This window comes from Paraburkholderia bryophila (assembly GCF_013409255.1).
Lineage (GTDB): Bacteria > Pseudomonadota > Gammaproteobacteria > Burkholderiales > Burkholderiaceae > Paraburkholderia.
Map to the genome: position 1 here is coordinate 2,023,040 of NZ_JACCAS010000002.1, position 26,787 is coordinate 2,049,826.

The following is a 26,787-nucleotide window of genomic DNA, read 5'->3' on the forward strand; positions in this document are numbered from 1 at the left end:
TATTTAGGAATTGTCGGATAGGCGTTTATTCCAATCTCCTTAAAAGTTGTGACGGCCGTCATCGACCGAAAAAAACTAAAGGAGAAACATGAAAGCGTGGAAATTCAATAGGAGCTTGAAAAGCGGACTTGTCCGTCTATCCACCGCATCCTGCTTGCTGATGTTTGGCGCTTCCGCCAATGCGGCGACTTACGAGCAGTGCATGCAGATCTATCAGAAGTCTCTCGGGATTCCCGGAAGTCCGATTTGTGCGATCCAGGTCGCGGGAACATCGCCTATGTCGAGAGGCGATGACGATCCGTATAACTCGATAAATTACTACAACTGTCCGAATGCATCAGGTTGGATAAATGACTATTGCGGTGGCGTGCCGGTACCACCGCAGTCCGACGAGTCATGTCCGGTGGCGGATCCGGTGCTGCCGGCAAAAGGCATTGTCATGCTGTCCGAAGCTGATTTTGCGAGCGGTGATGCATCGCCACTTGTTTTCAGGCGCACGTATCTTTCGAAGCCTTATGACACTACGCAGATGCTGATGGGGCGTAACTGGGTCAACAATTGGCAACGAAGGATCGACCTGATCGGGGCGAAAGCGAGCGTACCTCACATTGTCGTCTATCGAGGAAACCAGCAACCGCTGACGTTCAATTGGAGCGGCGACGCGTGGATCGTTGCGGGAAATAGCGGGATCTCGCTGACCCAAGCCGCCGACGGAAATTACTATTTGAAGAACCAGTTGCTCGGTACGACGGAGATGTACTCGGGCACCACGGGTCAGTTCCAATTCGAAACGACTCGTACGGGAATGCGTCGCGAGGTCGTGTATGACGATAAGCAGCGGGTGGCGATGATCGGCGAGAGTCCGATCGATCGTACGTCACAGCGGGGATTGTCGATCAGTTTGACATACGACAATAACGATCGGGTATCGAGCCTGATTAATCCGTTGGGCAATACCACGCGATACGCGTACGACGTGAATGGCAATCTTGTTTCGGTGACCGGACCAGACGGCTATGTTCGGCAGTACCTGTACGAGGATGCTCGTTTCGCCAATGCGTTGACGGGAGTAAAGGACGAGTCCGGTTCGCGGATAGTGACGTGGACTTACGATGCCAGCGGACGCGCTGTGTCGGTCACACACCCCGACACCCGGCGAAATACGTCGTTGAGTTACGGTCGCGCCAGGACAATGGTCAGCGATGTGTCGGGCACAAGTACTTACGCGTTTGATGATCTGGCCACGTTGCGTCCCCGTTCGATTGATACGCCAGAAGGCACTGTCTCGCGCACGTGGGATGCGGCAGGAAACCTGAAGCAGAGACAGACTCCCGATGGATCCACCCAGTACACATGGGATAGCGCCAATCGACCGACAAAAGCCATTGCGACGGTTTCAGGGAAGAAAACGGTAACGACGGTCGAGTACAACGACGACGACTCGTTGCATCCGCATCTGGTCGCGACACCTAACAAGATCCGTGCGTTTGTTTATGACTCGGGCGGGAACGTTACAGGCTACGCGGAGCGTGAGACGACGGACCTGACCGGCGAACTCGGGATGCAGGCGGTAGGCACGGGCAGCCAGTTGACGGTTGGTGCGCGTTACGACCAGGCAGGACGCCTTCTGTCGGCTGCGGTTGTTCGCGACGGTAAAAAGACTGAAGACTGGACTTACGCCTATGACGTGAGAGGCAATATCGCATTGACGCGGGATGCCGTCTCAGGTTGGGAGATGCGAACGCTCGGCCGCGACGCCGCGAATCGCGCGACGCAGATAGCAGGTATTGGCGGTCAGGCAAGCATCGCTTATGACGTGCGTGGGCGGGTATCGTCATTTCAGTACAACGAGAAGGCTAGCGTCGCCAACGGTGGGTTGGCGCGGTATCTCGCCGTTGATTACGGCTACGCAGCGGATGGCACCGTATCGACGCGTAAAGCGATGGTCGCCACGAATGGCGGTGCTCCGCAGTTCATCAGTGATGCAGAGCTCGATATTTGGCTCAGCAACTGGGAGCTGGGCAATGAGCCTGTTTCACCGGCCGCCAGTCTCACAGGGATCAAGTCCGAAGCCGACGCCTTCGCTCCGAAGCCCTGTGTCGAGTGCTATATGACTTGGAAGGCCACGCTGACGGAGAAGCTCTTTAGCGATGCAATAAGCGATAGACTCTTGAAGTGGGGCGAGACAAGTGAACTGATGTCGAGTGATCAGTCGCAGGTTCCGTACCTTGCCCTCGTGCCCGACCTGACCAGTTCCGCGAAGAGGTCGACACTCTACGGCGCCATCTTTGGGGCTGGAAGTGGTGGAGGAATGGTTAAATGTAGCGGACGGGAAGGCCGGGAGCAATTGTGCCACGATGAATTTGAGTACGATCAGGATATGTGCACTACGCTTGCTGGCCCGCGAGGAGTTCGCTTTCTCGCGAAGTGTAGAGCTGACGCATTCGCTAGATACCAAGCCTGCAGAGGTTATTGATGGCCAAACAACATCCGCCCTATGCAGTCGTGCTGACTTATAACGAGGATCTGCAACAGTTAATCGTGCATACCGTCGATCCGAGAAAACTCGCCCCGCTTGTCGCGGGGAGGATGGGCGTGGTTATGGCTGATGAGGACGATTTCAAACTTGACGACGAATTTGCCCGACAGCTTGGAATTGGAATGCTAAATACCATCGCGTTGGGTCAGCCTTCGATCAAACCGTACCTAAGCGTTTCGCAGTACCCGGTCGATAGATCGCACACTGAGGACGGGAAAGATGGTGATTGATCGACTGCGTTCGATAGTTCTCAACTACGACGAGGACACTCAACGGCTCAATGTGCAGTTAGTTGATCCGGCCAAATTGGCTCCGCTCTTGGTGGGAGCGTTCAAGGCGCCGATCCCGTTGGACGACTTCGATTTCAGGCTTGACGACGAGTTCGCGCGTCGACTCGGAGTCGCGATGCTGAATCTAATATCGCTGGGTCAGCCGGCCATCAAGTCGTACATGACGGCCACGCAGCATCCGATCGATTGACCGTAGCGTCGCAATTCGTGTCGCCGTCACTCGGGACGGTGACCGCTCCTCGCCCGAGGGCCTGTCTTTACCGGCCCTCGGGCAATGGATGCCCGGAAATCGCACAGGAGATTGCCCGCTTATCGGACAGACTTACTTCGTCGTGTTAGCCACTGCCAGGAGCGAGGCGTGGGGTTGAGCAGGAGCGGGCAGTGCGAGCGAAGCACTGAACCCGCAACCCCCCAGGCCCACCACCGCACCTCCGCCACAAAACCCAACCCCATCAACGACTTGCCCCTGTTGCCGGAACGTTATCCACAGCCTTGCAAACATTTTCTGTGGACAACTTTCTTGCAGGACGACAACGCCAGCCAGTCGCCGTTAAACGCTCCGACTTCTAAACGTCCAATTGAACATCCGCCGAGTTTGCGAGGCTGGCTGGGTCAACCGATCGAACAACTGCGCGACCGCGCCGTCGAGTTGAGCGAGCGCCGGCGCCGCATCCGGATCGACATCGACAGCTGCAACCGACGCCTCGCGTTTTTCCAACCCACCCAGCGCAGAACCCTCGCCGCTATACCGCGCAATCAACGAATCGAGCCGCGCCACGATCGATTCCACGTGCGCCGCTCCAACTTCCGCCGCGTTAAGCGCAACACCTTCTGACACCGCATCACCGCGCCGCGTCGAATCACTCAACACCCGCGCCCAATGCAGACAGCACAGCAGCGAACCGGTAGCCAACTCAACATCGGGATTCCACACCACAACGCGTTGCGTTTGCAACGGCTTCAACGCAACCCGCAGATCATGCCAACTACGATCGAGCTTCCGCATCGCCGAAGTCGCATCCAAAGTCGCATTCGCAGCCCCATCCGCAGTACCGTGACCATGAGCCCGCGAATAACCCGCCACCCGCACCACCTCCCGCAAAGCCGCAAGCACCGTCCCAAGTCTCGTCTCCACATGCCGCGTCGCCGCAAGCGGCATCATCAACATCGCGACCGCGAACGAGACGAGACACCCCACCAGCACCTCTTCGATCCGCAGCTCGGCCAACGGTCCCATCGCGAAGCCCAGCTCGCCATAAACCAGCCCAACGAGCACGGTGATAAAAAACACGCCCGGCGCGTACGCATTCAGAATGAAGTAAGCCCAGCCGAAAACGCACAACACCATCGCCGCCACCAGCAACCCGGGCGACCCATGCAACGGCGCAACCAGCAGCACGCTGACCAACGCACCGGCCAGCGTTCCCACGAGCCGCTGTGCGCCGCGATACACGGTATCGGCGCGCGACCGTGTGCCGAGGAACACGACGAACGTCGTGATCACTGCCCAGAACCAGCGCTCGGGAGACAGCGAGTGACCGATCAGCATCGCGAGAAACGCGGCGGTCGTGGCGCGCGTGGCGGGTAGCCAGCAGAGCTTGGCGCGCAAATCGGCGAAACGCTGCGCCGTGGACGCAGCAACGCGAACATCGGCATCAGCATCAACATCAACGCCTGAAGGCAACCCCGCCTCACTTCCCGCACGTCCTCGCTGCGCCATCTCCCTAAGCCGCCCAATCGCGTGCCGCAACACCTCCGCGCTCGCCTGCATGCCACCCGAAGCCGGCCCCGCAACAAACGCATGCTGCCCAGCCGCCACTTCCACTTCCACGATCCGCTCGCGAACCGTCTCGGCATCCGGCGGATTCAGCAGTGCCAGTTGCTCTTCGAGCGACAGCGCCGCTTCATTCAACGACGAAAGATTCGCCGCTCCCGGCGCATGCAGCAGACGCGCCGCACGCAACGTAACCGTATGCACAGCCAGCCGGAAACTCGCCGAGACCCGCGTCGGCACCAGTACACGGCCGACCAGCGTCACCATCACCGGACCCAACACAGACAACAACAGCGACTGCACGAGGTGCTGCATCGAAGGATGCAGATACAAGCCCAGGTAGAAGCACACCACACCGAGCATCGCGCAACCCAACGCGCGCGGACCGCACGCCTGGCAAAGCATGCCGACGAACATCACGACGAGAAAACCCGCATCGCCGGCGAGCGGATAGCGGCTCAGCACGCTCGCCGCAGCAAAACACGCGCATGAGCCCAGATAAAGCCAGAAAAGGGTGCCGAACCACGCGGACCGTCGCGCGTCGCGCACGAACAGCGGTGCGACCATCGCGAAGAGGACGCCGGGCGCGGCGAGGGTGATGGGCTGATGGTGAGACACGGTCCACGCGATGCCGGCCACGCCGGTCAGCAGGCAGGCAAGCGCAACGCGCAACGCGTTATGGAGGCGGACGAGTCCCGGGTCCGCGGCTAGCAGACGGTCGGCGACGCGCGAAAACGCGGCAGCAATCATGATCGATGATATCCAGGCTAAATGGCCGCCTCCGGCTTTTGGCCGATTGCGACAGGGCGGGCACGCGGCCCGCCACCTACGTATCGCCGAACTGGGCTGTCATGCCGGGATCACCGGCCAATAGCCCCGTCCGACGACGGGCGATAACACCCGAACAGACACGCCGGAAGACGCTGCAAACGGTGGCGCAGCGCATCCAGTGGGTTCGGGTTTTCCCGGATGATACTTTGACAAAATGACGCTTGTCGAATTTTTGCGGCAGCGCAGCACCGCGTCGCGTCAGGTGACATCGTGGAAAATCACCGATCTTTTCCGCTTCCTTCAGTTGCACACGCAGGCTCTCGATTTCGGGCGAGCAGATTGCCTCGAGCGCGCCGCTCACATTGAGCGCAATGAGAACGAGGGCACGGATCGACGACGGGTTCTCATTGTTTATCCCGACGTTCGTTGTGTGTGCAGCAATGAATTTCGTCGGCCATTTCTTTAGCTTTCACTTGTAGCAATGGAACAAAGCGCTTGACCTTATGCGTTAGTACTTTCGCTTTTAGTTGAGCTTGCGCGACATCGAAGAAGTGCTCTTCGAATGCGGCATGATCGTGACAGACGAGACAATGCTAGATGCTCAACTGGACATGCTGTTGCCCCTCCGTCCCCCGCTCGGCGATTTAACAATTTGAGTTCAAGAAATACCTGTTTCGTTACACATCGAAACAATCTCTATTTATTCAGGAGTGTATTATTAATTACATATCACCGTGCAATTAACAATTAACAATTAACAATTCCGTGCCTTACGTGTAAGAAATATTTATGCTCGAGAAATCGTCATTTAGTTGTATGGACTTGGTCAATATTCGCTGTTGCAGGTCCGGGAGTTCCCACGCAAGGATGTCATTCTGACTGGAGCCGCATCGACTCCGCTGGTCTCATGTCGTTGGAAGAAATTCCTTCGCACTATTCACTGCGGTTCCTTCTGAACCGCACTGTTCTTCCACTGGAACTCAACCCATGAATGTTTTCGCAGGAGCGTCGGCGTGTTTAGGCACGTCCACGCTCACCGCTCGCCCGAGTATCTCTATTGTCCCGATTCTGCTTGGCCTCTCTCTGGCCGGGTGTGGTGGAGGAGGAGGTGGTGGCACTACCAGCGGCACTACCAGTAGCGCTACCAATGGCGTGGCCGGGTCGGTCCCGGGGCCCGCACAGACACCGGCCACCTTCCCGCTGACGACAACGCCAACGGTGTCCACCACGAGCACGTCAACGACTCAAACGACGCAGCCGTCGACAGCCACCGCGTCGGCGACTCCATTGGCGCAACCTTTCTTTGGGATGAACGGGCATTACATGCAGGGCGGCATATACGAGTCCGTCGCACTTGCCACCCAGGCGGCAGCCCTTGCGGATCTGGGTGTTCGAACCTATCGGCAGGACGTCTGGATACCTTCGCAGGTGGATCTCCTCGTGTCTACAGTGATTCCGGCGCTCGGCCCAAACGTGACGGTCCTGCCGATGATTGAGGCCTACCCCTGGAATGATCCTTCGCTAAACGGACAACCCCCGACCGAGGCAAGTGCTTATGCATACGCATACAGCCTCGCGGCCTATGCCGCGACCAAACTCGCAGGTATTCCCATGGCCGAGTTCGGCAATGAGGAGGATATCGATACCCACAACGCACCGGTCGTGGGCGACGGCGTAAGCATTTCCAATTTCGACAACGCCACGTTTCCAATCTGGCGCGGCTCGCTACGAGGCTCCCTGGACGGCTGGCGTTCAGTCGATACCGGGCACGTCACGAAGCTCATCGCGAACGCGACATCGGGCGGGTTGCATTTCGGTTTTCTCGATGGCCTGATGACGGGGACCCAACCGGATGGATCGACCGGCCATCCCCGAATCACGCCCGACGTTCTTCAATGGCACTGGTACTCGAACGGCGGGGACTTCGAGAATGTGACCGGCACTACGGGAACCTACAACGTGCCCGCGCGGCTGAAATCGAGCTACAACCTGCCGATCGTTTTCACGGAAATCGGTGTTGGCCAAAACAACACCGAGGCACAGGCACAGGCGTATATCGCGAAAACGATCCCTGAACTTGTCGCGGCTAAATCCACTTACAACGTCATTGGCTTTAACTGGTACGAACTCTACGATGACCAGAGTGGAACGTTTGGACTGTTGACTGGGAGTCAAGTGCAGAAGCCGCGTTACGCGACGTTGAAATCGGTCATCGCAGCGCAGTAGGTATTGTCACGTCGCAGTCAGGTTGACGGAAATGCGGCGACAATTGCCGAGGTGAAACGAGGCTCTTTGCGAGCCTTGTCTGTCGCGGCGCACGCCGGCCCTGCTCTTTCGTTCCAATGCCGGCTTTGCCCAGCTTGCCGCATCGTTCATAGTAGGGTCTTCGTTCAGCACCAATACGGTGTACCCGGAGATTCATCGCATGTCCGACTCCCCACAGAAACTCGACGACTGGCTGTTCAAGGAAGTCGTCGTCAAAGACGACATCACCGCCTTTCCGCTCACGGCGATGGCCGCCACGCTCGACTGCGAGGAGCGTGGCATCACCGTGCCGCCGCTGTGGCATTGGCTGTACTTTCTGGACGCCGCGCCGCTTTCCAGGGTCGGGCCGGACGGTCATCCCGAGCGCGGCGGTTTTCTGCCGCCGGTGCCGTTGCAGCGTCGCATGTGGGCCGGCGGGCGTCTGACGTTTCATGCGCCGCTCAAAGTGGGGGAGCGTGCCACGCGCACATCGACCATTGCCAATATCGAAGACAAGACGGGCCGCTCCGGCCGGCTCGTGTTCGTCACGGTGCAGCACACGATCGAAGCCGGTGGCGAACTGAAGCTGGAGGAGGAGCACGACATCGTCTATCGCGACGCACCCGAGGCGGGCGGGCATTCGCCCAAAGCGGCGCTCGCACCGGAGGGCGAAACGTGGCGCCGCACGATCGACACCGACGCGGTCCTGCTGTTCCGCTACTCGGCGCTGACCTTCAACGGCCATCGCATTCACTACGACTATCCGTACGTGACGGAGGTGGAAGGCTATCCCGGCCTGATCGTGCATGGCCCGTTGATCGCGACGCTGCTGGTGGATCTGGTGCGCCGCGAAGTGCCGGACGCGGATACGGCGTTGCAAAGCTTTGCCTTCAAGGCGCTGCGCCCGGCTTTCGCCGGCCAGCCCTTGACGGTATGCGGCAAGCTCGCCGCCGACGGCAAGACGATCGAGCTGTGGGCCAAAGACCACGAAGGCTATCTGATCATGCGCGCGATGGCCGCGCTCGCCTGAAACCCGAGCATATTTCCAATAAGAAACGAATGTGACGGCGCAGGGGCTTTTCAGGTGCGCGGGCGGCCGAGCCCGCGCGCTCACCGCACGCCCAGCAAGCGGTGCGCGAATTATGCACGCCATTCATGCCTGGCAAGCCTGAGCGGGTTTTTCCACGATCCGCCCCGGGCAAATACGCTTGCCGCCATAAAATCCCGCGTGTATAGTTTCCGAACTTACTCTTGTTTCGCATCGGAAATTAAAGGGATTCTCATGGACGCTTCCACCATCCTCGCCGACCTCGGCATTGCCCAAGCGGCGCAAGCCGGCGACATCGCGGTTCATTCGCCGATTACCGGCGAGCTCATTGGCCGCGTGGCCAGCAACACGGTGGCGGAAGTCGACACGGCCCTCGCCCAGGCGCAAACCGCGTACACCGCCTGGCGCAACGTGCCGGCGCCGCGTCGCGGCGAACTGGTGCGTCTGCTCGGCAACCGTCTGCGCGAAAAGAAGCACGCGCTCGGCAGCATCATCACGCTCGAAACCGGCAAGATCCTCCAGGAAGGCATGGGCGAAGTGCAGGAAATGATCGACATCTGCGATTTCGCGGTCGGTCTGTCGCGCCAGTTGTACGGCCTGACGATTGCGTCGGAGCGTCCGGGCCATCGCATGGCGGAAACGTGGCATCCCATGGGCACCTGCGTGGTGATCTCGGCATTCAATTTCCCGGCCGCCGTGTGGTCGTGGAATGCGGCGCTCGCGCTGGTCTGCGGCAACGCGGTGATCTGGAAGCCGTCGGAAAAGACGCCGCTCACCGCGCTCGCCGTCAATCAGATTCTGATCGAAGCACTGCAGGAATTCGGCGACGCGCCGGCCGGCCTGACCGCCTTGATCAACGGCGGCCGCGACGTCGGCGCGAAGCTGGTGGCGGACCCGCGCGCGTCGATCGTCAGCGCGACGGGCAGCACGGAAATGGGCCGCACGGTCGGCGTGGAAGTGGCCAAGCGCTTCGGCCGCTCGCTGCTCGAACTCGGCGGCAACAATGCGGGCATCGTCACGCAAACGGCGGATCACGAACTCGCCATGCGCGGCATTCTGTTCTCGGCGGTGGGCACGGCGGGGCAGCGTTGCACGTCGCTGCGCCGTCTGTTCGTGCACGAAAGCGTGTATGACAAAACCATCGAACGTCTGCAGCAGTTGTACAGCAAGGTGCCGCTCGGCAATCCGCTCGAAAAGGGCACGCTGATGGGGCCGCTGATCGACAAGCAGTCGTACGCACGCATGCAGGAAGCGTTGCAGCAGGCCACGGCAGAAGGCGGCAAGGTGTTCGGCGGCGAGCGCGTCGAAGTGAAGGGTTACGAAGGCGGCTACTACGTGCGTCCGGCAATTGTCGAGATGCCGTCGCAAACGTCGGTGGTGCTGAAGGAAACCTTCGCGCCGATTCTGTACGTGCTGCGCTACTCGGATTTCGCGGAGGCGGTCGAAGCGAATAACGCGGCCGTGCATGGTTTGTCGTCGTGCGTGTTCACGACCGATCTGCGCGAAGCGGAACGTTTCCTGTCGGACGCGGGCAGCGACTGCGGTATCGCCAACGTCAATATCGGACCGAGCGGCGCGGAAATCGGCGGCGCATTCGGCGGCGAAAAGGAAACCGGCGGCGGCCGAGAATCGGGTTCGGACTCGTGGAAGGCCTACATGCGCCGCGCGACCAACACCGTGAACTACTCGTCGGCATTGCCGCTCGCGCAGGGCATCGATTTCAATATCGACTGATTCGGCAATACTGAGCGCAATCAGTGAAAGCAGCGGCGCATTCGCGCGCCGCTGCCGCTTTATCTTTGTACGACCTCATTCAGCAATCCGTTTGCGCCGCCCGGCGTTGCAGAGCGGCCACGTTACTCGTGGAGTAAGACGTGAGTTCCAAAGTCGTTATCGTCGGCGGTGGGGTAATCGGCAGCTCGATTGCGTATTTCTTGCGGCTGTCCGATCCGACAGTCAGCGTGACGGTGATCGAACGCGATCCGACTTACGCGCGCTCTTCGTCGGCGTTATCCGCGGCGTCGATCCGTCAGCAATTCTCCACACCGCTATCTATTCAGATGTCGCTGTTCGGCATCGAGTTTCTGCGCTCTATTGGCGAGCGGCTCGAGATCGACGGCGCGAAACCGTCTATCGATCTGCACGAAGGCGGCTATCTGTTTCTCGCGACACCGGCTGGTGATACGACGCTGCGTGAAAACCACGCGCTGCAAAAAAGTCTCGGCGCCGATATCAGTCTGCTCGACCGGATCGCGTTACAAGCGCGCTTTCCGTGGCTCAATACAGAAGACCTCGTGGCCGGCGCCTATGGCGAAAGCGGCGAGGGCTGGTTCGACGGCTACGGTCTCGTGCAGGCACTGCGTAAAAAAGCCCAATCGCTCGGCGCGCGCTATGTGGCGGCAGACGTCACCGCGATTCATCGCGACGGCAAACGCGTCACGCAAGTGCAAACCGCGAACGGCGAAACCTATCCGTGCGACGTGGTCGTGAACGCCGCAGGCGCATGGTCGCGGCGCGTGGCGGAAATGGTTGGCATCGACATTCCGGTGTATGCGCGCCGACGCAGCATTTTCAACGTCACGTCGCCGGGGCAACTGGAACGGTGTCCGTTGCTGATCGATCCGAGTGGCGTGTATTTTCGCCCCGAAGGCAAATCGTTTATCTGCGGCACCTCGCCTTCGCCGGAAAACGATCCGGACGATCTGCCACTCGACGAAGTCGATCACGCGCTATTCGACGACGTAATCTGGCCGACGCTCGCGCACCGCGTGCCGCAATTCGAAGCGCTGCGTGTGCAGAATTGCTGGTCCGGTTACTACGAATACAACGTGCTCGATCAGAACGCGATTATTGGCTATCACCCCGACGTCGATAACTGTATTTTCGCTAATGGCTTTAGCGGTCACGGCTTGCAACAAGGTCCGGCAACCGGGCGCGGCATTAGCGAACTGATTTTGCATGGCCGTTATACGTCGCTGGATCTGGGTTCGCTGAGTTTCACGCGGGTGCTGGAAAACCGGCCGATTGTGGAAAAGAACGTGGTGTAACGCCACGCATGGATGACGCACCGCAGGTAATGCGGCGACGAGTTGATGCAGAAAGCGCAATACATGGTGCGTAGAACTCGTTTGCCGCGCATTCGGACGACGGCCACAATCGACGCGGTTCTTTCCTCGGCAAACGAGTCGGCAAACGAGCCGAAAAACCAGCCAGAAAACCAGCCACCAAAACCCACGGCCCGTCACCATGTTCGCATTCACTCCCGCCTTCGAAGCGCCCACCGGTTCGCCGATCCGCGAACTATTCAAGTATCTGGCGCAGCCCGGCATGATTTCGTTTGCCGGCGGCTATCCGGCCGGCGATCTGTTCGATCGTGAAGGGCTCGACGCCGCGGCGGCGCGTGCGTCGCAACAGACCACGCTGTGTCTGCAATACGGCCCGACCGACGGTCTGCCGGTCCTCAAGGAACAACTCGCCAGCCTGATGACGCGTCGCGGCACGCCGTGCGCGCCGCAGGACCTGCTCGTGACGACCGGTTCGCAGCAAGGCTTCGATCTGTTGCTGCGCGTGATGGTCGCGCCCGGCGACGTGGTGCTGGTCGAACAACCCGCTTACCCGGCGACCTTGCAGGCGCTGAAACTGCAAGAGGCCGACGTGGTGACGGTGCCCGTCGATCACGACGGCCTCGACGTCGCCGCGCTCGCCACGCTGCTCGAAGCCGGCACGCTGCGTCGCGCGCCGAAGCTGCTGTATACGGTGCCGACCTTCGCGAATCCGACCGGCGCGACCTTATCGCTCGAGCGCCGCACGGCATTGTTGAAACTGGCGGCGCGCTACCGTTTCCTGATCGTCGAAGACGACCCCTATGGCGACCTGCGTTTCAGCGGCGCCGCATTGCCATCGCTGCTCGCCTTGAGCGCTCAGGTGCCGGGTTCGCGCGACTGGGTGGTCCATTTTTCCAGCCTGTCGAAAATCGTCGCGCCGGGTTTGCGCGTGGGCTGGATGATCGCGCACGCGGAGATCTTGCGACGCTGCGTGGTCGCCAAACAGACCGTCGATCTATGCAGCTCGCCATGGACCCAGGCCATCGCCGCGGAGTATCTCGCGCAGGGTGCGTTGGAACGCCACTTGCCGCGAATCGTCGAGGCTTATGCCGTGAAATGCCGCACGTTGTGCGACGCGTTGGAAACGCATCTGGCGGAGCACATCGCCTTGCATCGTCCCGCCGGCGGCATGTTCGTGTGGGCGCGATTAAAGGGCGACCAGAATGCGACGGATTATCTGCATGCCTGTATCGAACGGAACGTGATGTTCGTGCCGGGCGTCGCGTTTTATAAGGACAATATCGATCAGGCCGCGCTGCGCCTGTCATTCGCCGCGCCGGGCGTCGCCGATATCGAAACCGGCGTGCAGAGAATGAAGCAGGCGCTCGATCGCGTTTGACGGCGACCAACGCGGTATTCACAGAAAAGCAGTAAGGTCAATACTTGAAATAACCCGGCGAGCAGCGTATGCAAAGCCGGGTTTTTTTATGTGGGACCTAAATCTCCGCGATTTAGCATGGAAACCGATTTCCCGCCGCGCATGTATGCGTCTTAGAATATCTTAATGAATTGCGCGCGCCTTTCCGTCAAACTCCTGAAACATGGCGGACTCATGGCAGACTGTTAAATAGAAAGATACAAAGCACCACTGGTTTTCTGTAAAAAATATCGGTTATGATCGCTGCCTTCGGCGATTGATCCGGTTGGCTTAATTCGCCGGACATCCAAGTTAATACCGTCGCATCGAACCAGAAGAAATCAGATGAAGATGTCGCGCAAAAAGATTGCAATCCTGGTAGTCGGTCTTCTGGTCGTGGCCGGCGTGATCATTCAGGCGGTGTGGCGTCCATTCGGGCATCGCAAAGCCACCGGGGCCGAAAATAGCGAAGTCGTTCTCGACATTCATCATCCCGATGCGGTGATCGACAGCGAAGCATTGTCACGCTTACCGCGCGACATCCTGCGCGTGCCGCTATTGCATGACGTGCTGACGCAAGACTTCGTCGACTATTACGAATCGAACAACACGCGGCTGTCCGCCGAGGGCGCGCTGCGGCGTCTCGCGTTCGAGCATCAACTGGATTGGCGCGACGAACTGATCCGCCGCGTGTTCGACGAGCCCGCGCATGTGCTGCTGTGGCGCTCGCCCGACGGTCGCCTCGGCTACTGGGTGATGTCCATGCATCGCAACGGGCTCGCCAAGCTGCTGCAAGGCTACGCGAACGTCGCCGCGAGCGACGCGCAACTGAGCCAGGTCGCCAAGCTCTCCGGCGACGTACCGGTCTACGCGTTGAAACTGGCGGTGGGCCGCACGCTGCTGTTCGCGACCAAAGACGATCGCCTCGTGGTGATGTCCGCGCCTGGCGTGCTGCTCGATCAGAAGGGCGGCGTGCTCGGCGAGCGCGGCGACGCGGTGTCGGAGATGCTGTCGTCGGGCCGCGACGACGCGTCGAGCGCCTACCGCCTCGACGCACCGGGCGACGCGCCGAAGGGCCACCGGCTGGTAGTGTCGGCGAATTATCTGTCGTTCGGTTATCAGGCGTTTTTCTCGGGCATCGACGCGCTGCGGTTCGATTTCTCGTCGAACGGCAATGCGGCCGCGAGCTGGCAAACCTCGGCGCTGATCGAGCCGGGCAAGTTGCCGCAACAGTGGAACAGCACCGACTTGTGGCGCGCGCTGCCGGCCAATGCCGCGGCGTGTACGAGTTTGCCGGTGGACTGGAAGGAAGCGTCGGGTCTGTTGGGCAAGGTCGCCGACGGCGGCGAGGACAACGCGGCCGCGATCGGCGACCAGCTTGCTGGTCCGGCGGCGGTGTGCTGGTACGCGAAGTCCACGCTGGTCGCGCCGGTGTTCGTCGCGCGGGTGAAGACGCAGGACGCGGCCAGCATCGCCGCCCTGAAGACCGCGCTCGGCAAGACCTTCGGCAACGTGATCGGTGCGTATGAAGCGAAGGCGGCCAAAGCGGACGGCAGCGATTCGGGCTATCAGCGCCTGCCGGTCACCACGCACGATCAGGGCGCCGACGTCACTGTGTGGCAACGCCCGGTGAGCGCGAATGCGGGGACGGCGTTGACGAGCAAGGCGTCGTTCGCGTCGCAGTTGTCGGCGGAACGCTATTTCCCGGTGACGCTCGCGCTGGCGCACGGCTATCTGATCTTCTCGCCCGACGGCCGTCTCGTCGACGACACGCTCGCGGTGCTCGACAAGCGCTACCCGGCGCTGGCCGACACGCTCGCACCGCAGCGTCTGCCGCGCACGATTCTGACGCTGACGCCTTCGTCCGCCGCCGCGTTGATCGAGCGCGAAGCCGGCGCCGCGTTGCCGGCCGATCAGGAAGCGGTGTTCCGCAATGCGTCGCGCACGCATCTCGTGCCGAAGCTGCATGCACTCGCGCATTACCCGCCGGTTTCGTTGAGCTTGCCGCAGAATCTGCCGGGTTCGACGGGCTGGGTGCCGGTCGAATGGTGGTTCGATCGTGCGAAGGGCGGCGCAGCGGCGGACACGAGCGCAACGGATGCGCCGGCGGATCAGCCCGGCACCGAGGGCGATTAAGTGCGCTCACTTCGCGTCCCCAGCGCGTCGCGTCGCGCGTGGCTCGCGCGCACGGCCTCGGCACTCGTGCTGAGCGGCCTTGCGCCCTATGCACGCGCGCTCAGCAGCACGACCGCCTCGCCCGATCCCGACGCGCTTTCGCCGCAACAATCCGCCGCCTTCCGCGCATGGTTCGTGCGGATCGTCGATCAGCAAATGCGTCGCGGTCCTACGCCGCGCTGGACGCAACGCGATTGCGCGGGCCTCGTGCGCTTCGCGGTCGGCGAGACGCTTAAATCGCACGACACCCGCTGGCTGCGCGCCAACGGCATGACCAGTCTCGCGGACACCGGCAGCCTGCCGCCCGAGCTGCAACTGTCCGCATCGCAGCGCACGCTCGCCAATCGCTGGACGCAACTCGACGGCTCGACCGGCGCGTACGCGTCGGCGATTGCACTGATTCAAAGCAACAGCCGTTTTGTCTCGAAGGACGTCAACCAGGCGCTGCCCGGCGACCTGCTGTTCTTCGACCAGGGCGACGACCAGCATCTGATGATCTGGCTGGATCGCTACATCGCTTATCACACAGGCACCGTCACGCCGACCGATACCGGTCTGCGCGCCGTCGCCGTTTCCGACCTGATGCAATGGAAAGATTCCCGCTGGCAGCCGCTCGACGGCAATCCGAATTTCGTTGGCGTGTTTCGTTTGGACTTTTTGACACCATGAACCGAATGAACTCCGTCATGCCATCGAATGGTTGGTTGAATCGCGTGCGCAGTGGCGTGCGCAGCCGCGCGGTCGTCACGCTGGCCGCCCTGTTTGCCGCCATGACCCTGGCGCTCGCACCGTCCGCTTATGCCGACGACAGCGCGTCGGCAGCCAGCGCCGCCGATGCCAGCATCGCCGCGAATCCCACCTTGCAGGCCGCACCGATCAGCAACTTCAGTTCGCAGAAGATCGACGGCCAGCCGTTCTTCCTGCTCTCGGACGCGAGCTTCGGTAGCGATCAACTGGCGCAGGTGCGGTTGGAAGCGCCCGGCCGCGAGTACAAGGACGCGCTGCAGGCGTATGGCGGCGCGGACATCGTCGTGTATCGCGTGGCCAAGCCGCTCGACTTTCTGAAGGCGCAAAAGAATCTGCATCGGCTGAACGTTGCGCCGAATTACCAGGGCGAAGGACTCGCGAATACGCTCGCGTATCTGTGGGACCGCTGGTTCACCGAAGCACGCCGCGCATGGCAGCGGGTGTTGTCGTTCGCGACGCGCAGCAAGGCGACCGAAGCGGCGCCGCAATTCAAGCTCGGCGAGCAGACCGGTAAGGCGACGCAGTTCGAGCCGAACGCGCAATTCGCGCCGCTGAAGGGCTATGACATCGTCGCGCGCTTCCGCTACCCGATCTGGGACGCGAAAGTGATCGAGCCGCCCAAGGGCGTGAATCTGGAAGGCAGTAGCAGCAACTTTATCGAAGCCAGTTCGGGCAACGTGATGATTCCGGTCGGCAAGCTGCCGCCGGGGCTGTATATCGTCGAGGCCGTGATCGGCAACTATCGCGCGCATACGCTGCTGTTCGTGTCGGACACCGTCGCGGTCGTGAAAGCGGCGTCGAGCGGCATGCTGGTGTGGACCACGCGGCGCGATAACGGCAAGCCGGTCGCGAATACGGACGTGAGCTGGACCGACGGCGTCGGCGTTTTGCAAAGCGGCACGACCGGCAACGACGGCGCGCTGATGCTGCAACACGTGAGCCCCGAGCGCAGTTATGTGCTCGGCGCCGATCCGCAGGGCGGTGTGTTCGTCTCCGAGAATTTCTACTACGACAGCGAGATCTACAACACGAAGATCTACGCCGTGACCGACCGGCCGATGTATCGGCCCGGCGATCCGGTGCATGTGAAGTTTATCGGCCGGACGTTCCAGAACGCGACGCAATCCACCGCGCCTGCCGAAGCCGACATCAAGCTCGACGTGCTCGATCCGAACGGCGCACCGGTGGCGACCAGCAAGGTGCATTTCGCGTCGGATACCGGCGCGGACACCGCGTTCACGCTGCCCGCCGACGCCACCGCCGGCGGCTACACGCTGCGTTTCGATTACAACGGCGATGTCTACGGCAGCGCGTTCCGCGTCGCCGAATACGTGAAGCCGCATTTCGACGTGAACCTGTCGATGGACAAGGCCGACTACGCGACCGGCGAGCCGTTGAAGGGCAAGATCCAGTTGCGTTACCCCGACGGCAAACCGGTGGCGAACAGCAAGGTCTCGGTCACGTTGCGTGCGCAGAAGGTCACGATCGTCGACGGTGAATTGCGTTACGCGGGGCTCTTTCCGGTCAAGCTCGAACAGCAGGAGTTGAAGACGGATAGCGACGGCAACGCGAGTCTCACGCTGCCGGCCGCGAAGGAACCGAGCCGCTACGCGCTGACGCTGTTCGCTCAGGACGGTGCGGCCTATAAGGTGCGCGTGACGCGCGAAGTACTGATCGCGCGCGGCGCCACGCCGTATCGTTTGACGACCGCGAAGTCGTTCTCGCAGCCTAAAGAAGCGGTCAACTTCGACCTGCAGGCGCTCGGTACGCTCGACCCCGCGTCGCATGCGCCGTCCAAGTGGGAATGGACGCGCCTCGAATCGCAAACGCATGGCGAAGGCGCGTTGAAGGGCACCGCCGCAGGCGGCACGCTGTCGTTCCCGGTGCAGTTCGACGAACCCGGTTCGTACATGCTGTCGGTCAAAGACGACCAGGGCAATCTGCTCGCCGCCGCGAGCCATTGGGTGGCAGGCGACGGGTTGAAAGCGATTCCGGGCAGCGTCGAAATCGTGTTCGATCGCGACAAGTACAAGATCGGCGACACCGCCGAGGCGCTGATCACGTTCCCGATGCCGGTCGACGACGCGTTGTTGACGCTCGAACGCGACAACGTCGAACATCGCGCGCTGCTGTCAGCGGGCGGCGACTGGTTGCAACTGCAACGTGTCGCGCCGTCGCAATGGAAGGCGCGCATCAAGGTCGGCGCAGAGTTCGCGCCGAACATGACGTTCTCGGTGCTGTACGTGCATGCCGGTGAATTCGTGTTCCAGAACGCGGGCATTGTCGTCGCGCAGCCGCAGATCGAGCTGAACGTGAAGAGCGACAAGCCGGTGTATGGCCCGGGCGACACGGTCACGCTGAACTTCGACAGCACGTTGAACGGCAAGCCGGAAGCGGCGAACCTGACGGTCAGCGTGGTCGATGAAATGGTCTACGTGTTGCAGCCGGAAATCGCGCCGAATATCGTCGACTTTTTCTATCACCCGCGCCGCAATAACGTGCGGACCTCGTCGAGCCTGTCGTTCATTACGTACGACCTCGCGCGTGCGCCGCTGAAGGGCGCGCCGGGCGGCCCGCAACGTGCGAACTACAACGAGCGCGGCGTGAAGGTGCTCGAACGGCCGCGCCGCGACGATCAGGACACGGCCGCGTGGGAAGGCAACCTGAAAACCGACGCGAACGGTCACGCCACGATGACCTTCAAGATGCCGGATTCGCTCGCGCGCTGGCGCATTACGGTGCGCGCGGCGGCGCCGGACGGCATGGTCGGTCAGCGTACCGCGTACGTGCGTTCGGACAAGGCGCTGTACCTGAAGTGGAGCGGGCCGTCGCATTTCCGCCTGAACGATCAGCCGACCGTCGACATGATCGCCTTCAACCAGACGGACGCGGACATGGACGCGCAGTGGCTGGTGGACGGCGGCGGTCTCTCGCTGAATCAGAAGGTCACGCTCAAGCGCGGCGCGAACTATCTGCGCTTGCCGAGCGGCGCGCTGAAGGCCGGCGTGATCAACGCGACCTTGCGCCGTGACGGGAAAGACGTGGACCGCTTGCAGACCACGATTCATCTCGACGCAAGCGGCTGGCTCGATCTGCATCAGAACACGGTCGCGTTGGACGGCTCGAACAAGCCGCTCGATCTGCCGCAAGACGCGCAAGACATTAGCGTGCGCTTTATCGGCAGCGCGGCGAGCCAGTTCATGCGCGTCGCCGACGATCTGATCAACTATCCGTACGGATGCGCCGAACAGACCTCGAGCCGCCTGATTCCGCTGGCACTCGCGCATGATGCGATCGGCCACGGCGATAACGCGAGTTCGACGCAGGGGCTCGAAGCGCTGCTGCGCAATCAGCGGCAGCGTCTGGCGATGCTGGCGGGTGTCGGCGGTACGTTCGGCTGGTGGGGCGACACCACGGGCGGCAGCGCGCTGATCACCGCCTACGCGTATTACGCGGACTGGCTTGCGAGCCGCAGCCTCGGCATCAGCCTGCCCGCCGACAACTGGCAACACGCGATGGACGTGTATCGCGATGCAGGTGCGAAGGAACCACTGTTGCATCGTGCGCTGGCGTTGTGGTTCATGCAGCAGATGGGCTTGCCGGTCGCTACGCCGGTGTCGGGCGTCGCGTCGGATCTGTTGAGCGATGCAGCGGCAACCGCCAATGCGCCTGCCAGCGCAAACAAAGGCCCGGCGTATGGCGCATCGGACAGCGTCGTATTCGCGCAAGCCGATTCGCCGCGCGGCAAGCAGATGGCGATGTTGCTGATCGCTTCGATGGCGCGCGGCACGAACGCGCAACTGCCGGAGGGTTTCGATGCCGCCGCGAACGCCGCGCGTACCGCGTTGACGAACGATCAGACGCCGCTGGTGCAAAGCCTGCTCGTGATGACCGGTGGCGATAGTGGCGCGGCGGTGGATACGTCAGCCTTGCTGGCGAAAAGCAGCGCCGATTACCCGACGCTCGACCGTGCGCTGACGCTGTTGTGGCTGCGCAAGGGTCTCGGCGGCGATGCGCCGGTGGGCACGCTGCCGTCGCTGCAAGGCGCGGGCTGGACGCGCGCCACGACGCCGACCGGCACGCCGCTGTGGAAGTGGAGCAGCGTGAGTCTGCCGACCACGCTCGACGCCGGCGCGGCGCGGACCGACGTCAACGCGCTGGTCTCGTTCCGCAGTCACACCAGCGAGGACAGCCGCCTGAACATCACGATCGAGCGTCATTTCTACAAGCTCGAACCGCTGGAAGTGAAGGCCGATCCGAAGAAGGGCGAAAGCGCCGAGAGCCAGTTGGGCCGCGCGACGTTCACCGCGAAGCGCGTGAAGTCGGGCGACGCGATCGACAGCAACGCGCTGTACGTCGACGAAGTCACGCTCACGCCGCGCTCCGGCAATGCCTACCACTACGGTTTGCTGGACGTGCCGCTGCCGCCGGGTGGCGATGTCGAAGCGACTAGCTGGGGCGTGTCGATCGACGGTCTGCCGGGCGAGAAGGAAGGCGTGAGTGGTCCGCAGCCGTTCGCGCGCGCCGCGTCGTACGAGATGGGTGAGCTGGCGTATCACCAGCCGGTGCCCTTGCTCGACCGTCCGGTCACGTTGCGGCAACTGGTGCGCTTCGCGTTGCCGGGCACGTTCGCGTTGCCGCCCGCGCGCTACTTCCGCATGTATCAGCCGGACGCGAAGGCGTTCGAAGGCGGCAAGAGCGATCGCGTGAACACGCTGCGCATCGAGTAAGCGAGTGAGCGCCATGGTCCGCACGCTTCGGCATACCTGTAATCGTCTGGCGATTGCGCTGCGGGTCGCGCTCGTCGTCGGCGTGGGGTGCGGGAGCGGCGGCGCGGTCGCGGTTGCGGCTGTGCCGGCGTCGGCCGCGGCGATGTCGGCAACGTCTCAGGCGCCGTTGCTGCGCTTTGCCTGGTTGCGCGACGGGCAGAGCCAGCTCTGGCAGGTCAGCACCGATGGCCCGGCAACCGGCATTGCGCCGCAAGCCGCGCAAGCGCTGCCGGCCACACTGGAAACGCCGCTCGGCAGCGTGTGGAAGCTGTTCGTCTACGCGTATCTGGTCGACCGCAACATCGCCACGCCGGATTACACCTGCAGCGGCGGCGATCGCGAGGAAGTGTATTGCTGCATGACGGGCGGTCACATCGACCGTGAACATGCGCTGGTGCAATCGTGCGGACTGTTCTTCGAGCCTGCGCGCCTGCAACTCGATTCCGCCGACTGGCGCAGGTATTGGAGCGCCGCTCACGCGCCCGCGTGGCTGCGCGATCTCCACGCCATGACGCCGGCTCGCCGCGTGCCGGTGAGCGATCTGCTCGCCGCGTTGCAAGCGGTGCCCGCACGGCCACGCGAGGCGGCGTCGAGCACGCTGGTGTCGGTGCTGACCAGCGGACGCGGCGAAGGCACGGTGTCGCTCTATGGCAGCGTGCTGCGCGCCAAAACCTGGACGATGCCGGATCCGGCGCGGCCGGGTGCGTCGATCGGCGGCGCGGCGGGTTGGCTCGCCGACGGCACGCCGGTGTGGCTCGGTGGCCAGGGCGGCAGTCCGCGCGTGCTTGCGGCCGCCGCGCCGCGCATCGCGCCGCTGCTGACGCAAGTCACTATTCCCGACGACGGCGCGTGTGTGCTGGTCGATTTTTTCAGCCGCTATCCGATTCGCGAAGTACTCGGCGACAGCGGCCCGGCCGCGGCGCCGGATGGGCCGTTGCGTGGCGATTTCCGCGTCGGTTTCGTCAACGGCAATTGGGCGCGGGTGACGAGTCGCGGCGAGCTGCGGCTCGATCGCGACGCAAGCGGTGCGCCGCAGGTGGTCGGCCGTTTCGGCATGAACGACTACGTGGCGCGCGTGGTCGAGCGGGAAGGCGACACGAGCCAGCCGGAAGCGGCCAAGGCATTGGCGGTGGCGGCGCGCACCTACGCCGTGCAGCACGGCAATCACGACCACGGCTGTTACCGGATCGACGACAGCAGCAACACACAGCGCGTTCTGCCGCGTGCGCCGACCGCCGCCGCGCGCCGCGCTGCGGATCTGACCGACGCGCTGGTGCTGACCGGCGTGCCGGTGCAGTATCACCACGACAAAGCCGCACCGGGGCAGATGAGCTGGCTGGCCGCGAAGGCGTCCGCGCAAAGCGGCCAGACCTTCGACGCAATTCTCGCCCGCACCTGGCCGCAAGCGACGCTGACGTCGTTCCTGAGCCCGCTGTCCGGCGACTGCGTCGCGGTGGCCGGCGCGCAGGACTGGCTGCGACGCAACGCGCAACTGTGGGCGCGGCGTCTGGACGGCGCGGCCGGCTACGAGACGCCCGATCTGCCGGCCGTGTGCGAGGTGCGCGAAGGGCGGCCGTACGAGGATGCGCAGCGCAATCGCATCTACATCTATCGGCTGCAGACCGAAGAGGACCGCATCGCGCTGACGCATGAATACATTCACCTCGCGTTTCAGCATCATCCGCGTGGCGTCGACGAAGAATTCGTCGAACGCACCGCGCGCACGCTGATTCGTACCGACAATCCGATCCAATGAACTTCGCTTCACGTTCGCTTTCATGTCTGCACGGCCAGCCGGTTCCGGCACGCCGCGTTCGGATGCGCGCGACCCGGGCGCTGGCGGTTTCGTTTGCGTTTTCGTTCGCGTTGAGCTCGGCCGTGTTGCTGGCCGGCACGACGACTGAGGCGCAGGCCGCCGACGCCGATGGCGCCATTGCCGATCTGACCGGCGCTTTCGGCGGCTGGCGGCATAGCGGGCTGACGAACGAAGGCGAGCATTTCGTTGCGGCGTATCCGCGGCCGCCGGTCGATCGTGGCGCGCAGCGCTACCGCACGCTGATCGAAGGGCGCCTGAAGCACATCGACAAGCACGCGCGCAGACCGCCTACGTTAGTCGTCAACGGCAACCCGACGCCGCTCTATACCGACGACGAAGGTGCGTTCGCGCGGCCGTGGGCGTTCGGCGCGGGGTCGAACAGCATCGAGCTGATTTCCGCCGACGGCAAACAGCATCAGCGCATGCAGTTTTACGAAGCCGACCACAGCAAGCCACAGGCGAAACTGCGCGCGATCGTCACGTGGGACGATCCGCATGCCCAGGTCGATCTGCATGTGATCACGCCCGACGGCCTGCACGCGTTCTTCGCCAATCCGACACTCGACGACGGCAGCGGCTTCGACGTCGATTCGGTGGACGGCGCGGGGCCGGGGATTTTTTCGTCGGCGGCACCGGAGCATGGCACGTGGCTGTTCTTTCTGAATTACTGGGGCAACTTCGATTCGACCGGCTATAACTTCGACGCCGCCGCGCACGATCGCGACGTGATCACGGCGACGTTGACGCTGGTATTCAACGAAAATACGCCGAACGAACGGCGTGAAACGATGATCGTGCCGCTGCGCAAAATCGGCGACCTGATGCTCGTGAAAAGCGAGCGACTTTGACAGCGGGATGGGAGCGGTGAAGATGACGTCCAGAACGACGCGGTGGATGAAGGCGGCTTGCGGTGTGCTCGTCGTGGCTGGCTTGCAGGCGGCGAGCGTGGCGCGCGCGAGCGATATCGACTTCGCCGCGCCGTTGAACGGCTGGCGCAACACCAGCGGCGACACCGAGCGCTATACGCAGGACGTGCATTACCCGGCCGTGTCGGTGCAGACGCCGGAGGGTCAGTCGAAGTTCGCGCTGATCGAAGGGCAGATTCGCAACACGCCCAAGAAGAAGGGGACCTCGGTCGGCACGCTGGTGGTCAACGGCACGCCGCTGCCGCAGCGCGTGGAGGAGGACGGCAAGTTCTCGCGCCCTTACGCGTTTCCTTCGGGCAGCAACGGTATCGAACTGCGCGCGCCGGACGGCACCCGCAAGCGCGTGCAGTTCTATGACGCGTACAGCGGCAAGACCCAGCCGAAGCTGCGCGTGCTGCTCGCGTGGGACACCGACGGCACCGACCTGGACCTGCATATCGTGTCGCCGGATGGCGTGCATACCTGGTACGGCGACCGCGTGGCGCCGAACGGCGGCTCGCTCGACGTAGACGTGACGACCGGCTATGGGCCGGAGATTTATTCGTCGGCCGCGCCGTTGAAGGGCACCTATCTGGTCTATGTGAATTACTACGGCAACGGCAATAGCGGCGCGGATATCACGGTCGCGCAAATCACCATCATCACCAACGAAAATACGCCGGACGAAAAGAGCGAAACGATTCGTGTGCCGATGCGTAAGCCCGGTGAGTTGACGCTTGTGAAGACGTTTGTGTTGCCGTGAGAAGAGCGCAAGTCCGCCAGATCCGCGCGCATGCGGGTCACAAAAACGTCAATAAATCAGAAGGGGGAAGCAAAAATGAATTCACTCGACCAGAAGCAGCCGCTATTGACCTACGACGGCAAGATTGGGGAGCTGTACGGGATTTTCATCAAAAATCTGCTGCTGCAGATCATCACCCTGGGGATTTATCGTTTTTGGGCGACCACCAATACCCGCCGGTATATCTGGTCGAGAATGCAGTTTCAAGGTGAACGGTTTGAATACACGGGCACCGGTGGTGAGTTGTTCAAAGGCTTTCTGCTGGCGATCGCGATTATGATCGGCGCGATTGTCGGCGCGGGCGTTCTCAGCGCGATTCTGCACGCCTTGACCGGCAGTGCGTTGCTGGCCGCGTTGCCGGTGATTGCCCTCTACATCCTGATCGCGGTCGTCGCGGCGGGCGCCTATTTCAGCGCGCAGCGTTATCGCCTGAGCCGCACGCAATGGTGCGGGATTCGCGGCGGCATGACGGGTTCGTCGCTGGTCTACGGCGGCTATGCGCTGCTGTACGGCCTGCTGTGCATCGTCACGCTTTGGCAGATGCTGCCCTGGGTGTCCATGCGCCTCGCCGAGCGCCGCATCAACGCGAGCAGCTTCGGTAGTCAGCAGTTTCATTTCCAGGGTCGTGCCGGCGCGTTGTATGGCGCGTTCGTCGGGACGTTCGTTGGCGTGGTCGCGCTGCTTGCCGTGCTCGTCATGATTTTCCTCAAGAGCTTCATGTTGCTGCTGCCGATCGGCCATGCGCCGCTGAAGGCGGGCGATCCCGGTGCGGCCATGGCGTTCGGCTCGGTGTTCCTGTTTTATGTGCTGTTCATCGTCGGCGCGCTGCTGATTCAGTGCGCCTATCTGGCGCTCGTAACGCGCCATGTGATGGGCAATACCACGCTCGGCTCGCAACTGCGCTTCGGCAGCAGCATTACCGGGAAGCGCCTGCTCGGCATGATGCTCGGCAACCTGGCGATCGTCGTCTTTACGCTTGGGTTGGGGCTGCCTATCGTGCTGCATCGCGTGATGCGGGTGGTGGCGGATACGGTTCAGGTGTCCGGCCGGCTCGATCCGCAGACGCTCGGCCAAAGCGACCAGGCGCCGCCGCGTACCGGCGAAGGCATGTTGAACCTGCTCGACCATGGCGGCGCGTTCTGAGCGCGGCATGATGGAGGCGGGTTCCGACGCGGCGCGCTCGCTTGAGGCGCGCTACTTCGATGGGCGTAGCGCCGCGGCGTATCGCGCTACGTTGCGTTGGAGCGACGCGTTTCTATCGATCGACGGTGTCGCCGGTGAGCTGGCGGTCTGGCCGCGTGCGCGGCTGATCGTCGGCGAGCCCGATCCGGATGGCAGGGTCACGTTGTCGTGCCAGGGCGGGTTGGGCCGCGTGTCGACCGGCATCGATGCTTTGCCGCCCGAGATCGCGGCGCAGGTCACGACGCCACGCAAGCGGCGTCGACAGTACCTCGGCTGGGCGCTGGTCGGCGTGGCCACGCTGGCGGTAGCGCTTGCGCTGGTCACGAAACTGCCGGCGGTCGGCGCGGCGCTGATGCCGCGCAGCGCCGAAAACCAGCTCGGCGAGATGGTGGAAACGGTCGTGGTCGGCAAGCATCGGGTGTGCGTCGGCGCTGAGGGGCAACAGGCGCTCGAGCAGCTCGAAGCGCGGCTGGCTCGTGCGGCGGGTATCGCGGAACCGGTGCAGCTGGTGGTGATCGACAGCAAAACGGCGAATGCGCTGACGCTGCCCGGCGGGCGCATGGTGATCATGCGGGGACTGGTTCAGCGGGTCGGCAGTGCCGATCAACTGGCGGGCGTGATGGCGCATGAAACCGGACATATCGCGAGACGCGACCCGGTAGTCGCGCTGTTTCGTGGCGCTGGGATCGGTTTGATCAGCGCCACGCTGGGCGTGAATCTCGGCTTCGTGGATGTGTCGTCGCTCGCCGGGCGATTGGTCGGCCTGTCGTATAGCCGCGATATGGAACGCCTCGCCGACGCGAACGGCGTCGCCTATCTGCAGGCGAGCGGCTTGCGCAGCGACGGGCTGGCGGGCTTTTTCGCGTTGACGGAAAAGCGCGAGGGCAGCGCTAGCGCGGCGATTGAATTTCTGTCGGATCATCCGCGGACGGATGATCGCGAGAAGCGCAGCCAAGGGTCGCCGCTCGGCGAGAGTGCGTTGACGGCGCAGCAATGGGCTGCCGTTCGGAGCATGTGCGCGAAGCCGTGACGGCGCGGAACTCGTTGCGAGTCATTGGTCTCATTGGGTCTCGTTGCGTGATTGCGCTATTGCGAGCGCGGTCGTGCAAGTCAATGCGATCAATGCGTTACCTGAGTCATGCTCAGGTTGTCCACAGGCTTGCGAACAATTTCTGTGGACAAATGGAGTGGTGGCCGACGCGGCCGCTTTGCTTTGCCGTGGGCCGTTTAGATCGTTCTGATCTCTTGACGATGGCCTGGTAGG

Annotated in this window: 18 protein-coding genes; 16 read left to right on the forward strand and 2 right to left on the reverse strand. The window is 62.5% G+C overall.

What is annotated here, in order from left to right:
• The first annotated feature begins 88 nt into the window (after positions 1 to 88).
• Genes GGD40_RS30065 through GGD40_RS30075 form a run of 3 tightly spaced genes read left to right on the forward strand, consistent with a single transcriptional unit; the run spans position 89 to position 3,019 of the window.
• A complete protein-coding gene (locus GGD40_RS30065; protein WP_257030621.1) occupies positions 89 to 2,476 on the forward strand; it encodes a DUF6531 domain-containing protein in 2,388 nt (795 codons plus the stop codon).
• Positions 2,476 to 2,769: a hypothetical protein gene (locus GGD40_RS30070; protein WP_179746097.1), complete on the forward strand. Its 294-nt coding sequence runs from the start codon at positions 2,476 to 2,478 to the stop codon at positions 2,767 to 2,769. Before GGD40_RS30065 ends, GGD40_RS30070 begins: the two co-directional genes overlap by 1 nt.
• Positions 2,759 to 3,019, forward strand: a complete 261-nt coding sequence (locus tag GGD40_RS30075; RefSeq protein WP_179746098.1) for a hypothetical protein — start codon at positions 2,759 to 2,761, stop codon at positions 3,017 to 3,019. Before GGD40_RS30070 ends, GGD40_RS30075 begins: the two co-directional genes overlap by 11 nt.
• 360 nt (positions 3,020 to 3,379) lie before the next feature.
• Here the strand turns inward: GGD40_RS30075 and GGD40_RS30080 are convergent, their stop codons facing one another.
• Positions 3,380 to 5,353, reverse strand: coding sequence for an FUSC family protein (locus GGD40_RS30080; RefSeq protein WP_179746099.1), 1,974 nt, complete (start codon positions 5,351 to 5,353; stop codon positions 3,380 to 3,382).
• A gap of 76 nt (positions 5,354 to 5,429) precedes the next feature.
• The gene (locus GGD40_RS30085; RefSeq protein WP_179746100.1) at positions 5,430 to 5,735 is read right to left on the reverse strand and encodes a hypothetical protein; all 306 of its coding nucleotides are present in this window, start codon (positions 5,733 to 5,735) and stop codon (positions 5,430 to 5,432) included.
• Between the two features lie 707 nt (positions 5,736 to 6,442).
• Between GGD40_RS30085 and GGD40_RS30090 the strand changes: the two genes are divergently transcribed.
• The 13 genes from GGD40_RS30090 (at position 6,443) to GGD40_RS30150 (ending at position 26,553) form a co-directional block, all read left to right on the forward strand.
• Positions 6,443 to 7,600, forward strand: a complete 1,158-nt coding sequence (locus GGD40_RS30090) for a beta-glucosidase (protein ID WP_373565425.1) — start codon at positions 6,443 to 6,445, stop codon at positions 7,598 to 7,600.
• Between the two features lie 199 nt (positions 7,601 to 7,799).
• The gene (locus tag GGD40_RS30095; protein ID WP_179746101.1) at positions 7,800 to 8,648 is read left to right on the forward strand and encodes an FAS1-like dehydratase domain-containing protein; all 849 of its coding nucleotides are present in this window, start codon (positions 7,800 to 7,802) and stop codon (positions 8,646 to 8,648) included.
• A gap of 252 nt (positions 8,649 to 8,900) precedes the next feature.
• Positions 8,901 to 10,400: an L-piperidine-6-carboxylate dehydrogenase gene (amaB, locus tag GGD40_RS30100; protein ID WP_179746102.1), complete on the forward strand. Its 1,500-nt coding sequence runs from the start codon at positions 8,901 to 8,903 to the stop codon at positions 10,398 to 10,400.
• Between the two features lie 140 nt (positions 10,401 to 10,540).
• Positions 10,541 to 11,713, forward strand: a complete 1,173-nt coding sequence (locus GGD40_RS30105; protein ID WP_179746103.1) for an NAD(P)/FAD-dependent oxidoreductase — start codon at positions 10,541 to 10,543, stop codon at positions 11,711 to 11,713.
• 199 nt (positions 11,714 to 11,912) lie between these two features.
• Positions 11,913 to 13,109, forward strand: coding sequence for an aminotransferase-like domain-containing protein (locus tag GGD40_RS30110; protein ID WP_179746104.1), 1,197 nt, complete (start codon positions 11,913 to 11,915; stop codon positions 13,107 to 13,109).
• Positions 13,110 to 13,472: 363 nt separating this feature from the next.
• Positions 13,473 to 15,263, forward strand: coding sequence for a DUF2138 domain-containing protein (locus tag GGD40_RS30115; protein WP_179746105.1), 1,791 nt, complete (start codon positions 13,473 to 13,475; stop codon positions 15,261 to 15,263).
• A complete protein-coding gene (locus tag GGD40_RS30120) occupies positions 15,264 to 15,971 on the forward strand; it encodes a DUF1175 domain-containing protein (RefSeq protein WP_179746106.1) in 708 nt (235 codons plus the stop codon).
• A complete protein-coding gene (locus GGD40_RS30125; protein WP_179746107.1) occupies positions 15,968 to 20,779 on the forward strand; it encodes an alpha-2-macroglobulin family protein in 4,812 nt (1,603 codons plus the stop codon). The genes GGD40_RS30120 and GGD40_RS30125 overlap by 4 nt, the downstream gene beginning before the upstream one ends.
• Before the next feature lie 13 nt (positions 20,780 to 20,792).
• Entirely contained in the window at positions 20,793 to 22,574 is a 1,782-nt protein-coding gene (locus GGD40_RS30130) for a DUF2300 domain-containing protein (protein WP_179746108.1), read from the forward strand.
• Between the two features lie 62 nt (positions 22,575 to 22,636).
• Positions 22,637 to 23,482, forward strand: coding sequence for a YfaP family protein (locus GGD40_RS30135; RefSeq protein ID WP_257030622.1), 846 nt, complete (start codon positions 22,637 to 22,639; stop codon positions 23,480 to 23,482).
• A 22-nt stretch (positions 23,483 to 23,504) separates the two neighbouring features.
• On the forward strand, positions 23,505 to 24,302 hold the full coding sequence (locus tag GGD40_RS30140) for a YfaP family protein (RefSeq protein ID WP_105510608.1): 798 nt from the start codon (positions 23,505 to 23,507) through the stop codon (positions 24,300 to 24,302).
• A 75-nt stretch (positions 24,303 to 24,377) separates the two neighbouring features.
• Positions 24,378 to 25,484 (forward strand): YjgN family protein, encoded by a 1,107-nt coding sequence (locus GGD40_RS30145; RefSeq protein WP_179746109.1) that lies wholly within the window; start codon positions 24,378 to 24,380, stop codon positions 25,482 to 25,484.
• Positions 25,468 to 26,553: a M48 family metallopeptidase gene (locus GGD40_RS30150; protein WP_179746110.1), complete on the forward strand. Its 1,086-nt coding sequence runs from the start codon at positions 25,468 to 25,470 to the stop codon at positions 26,551 to 26,553. Before GGD40_RS30145 ends, GGD40_RS30150 begins: the two co-directional genes overlap by 17 nt.
• Positions 26,554 to 26,787 lie beyond the last annotated feature (234 nt).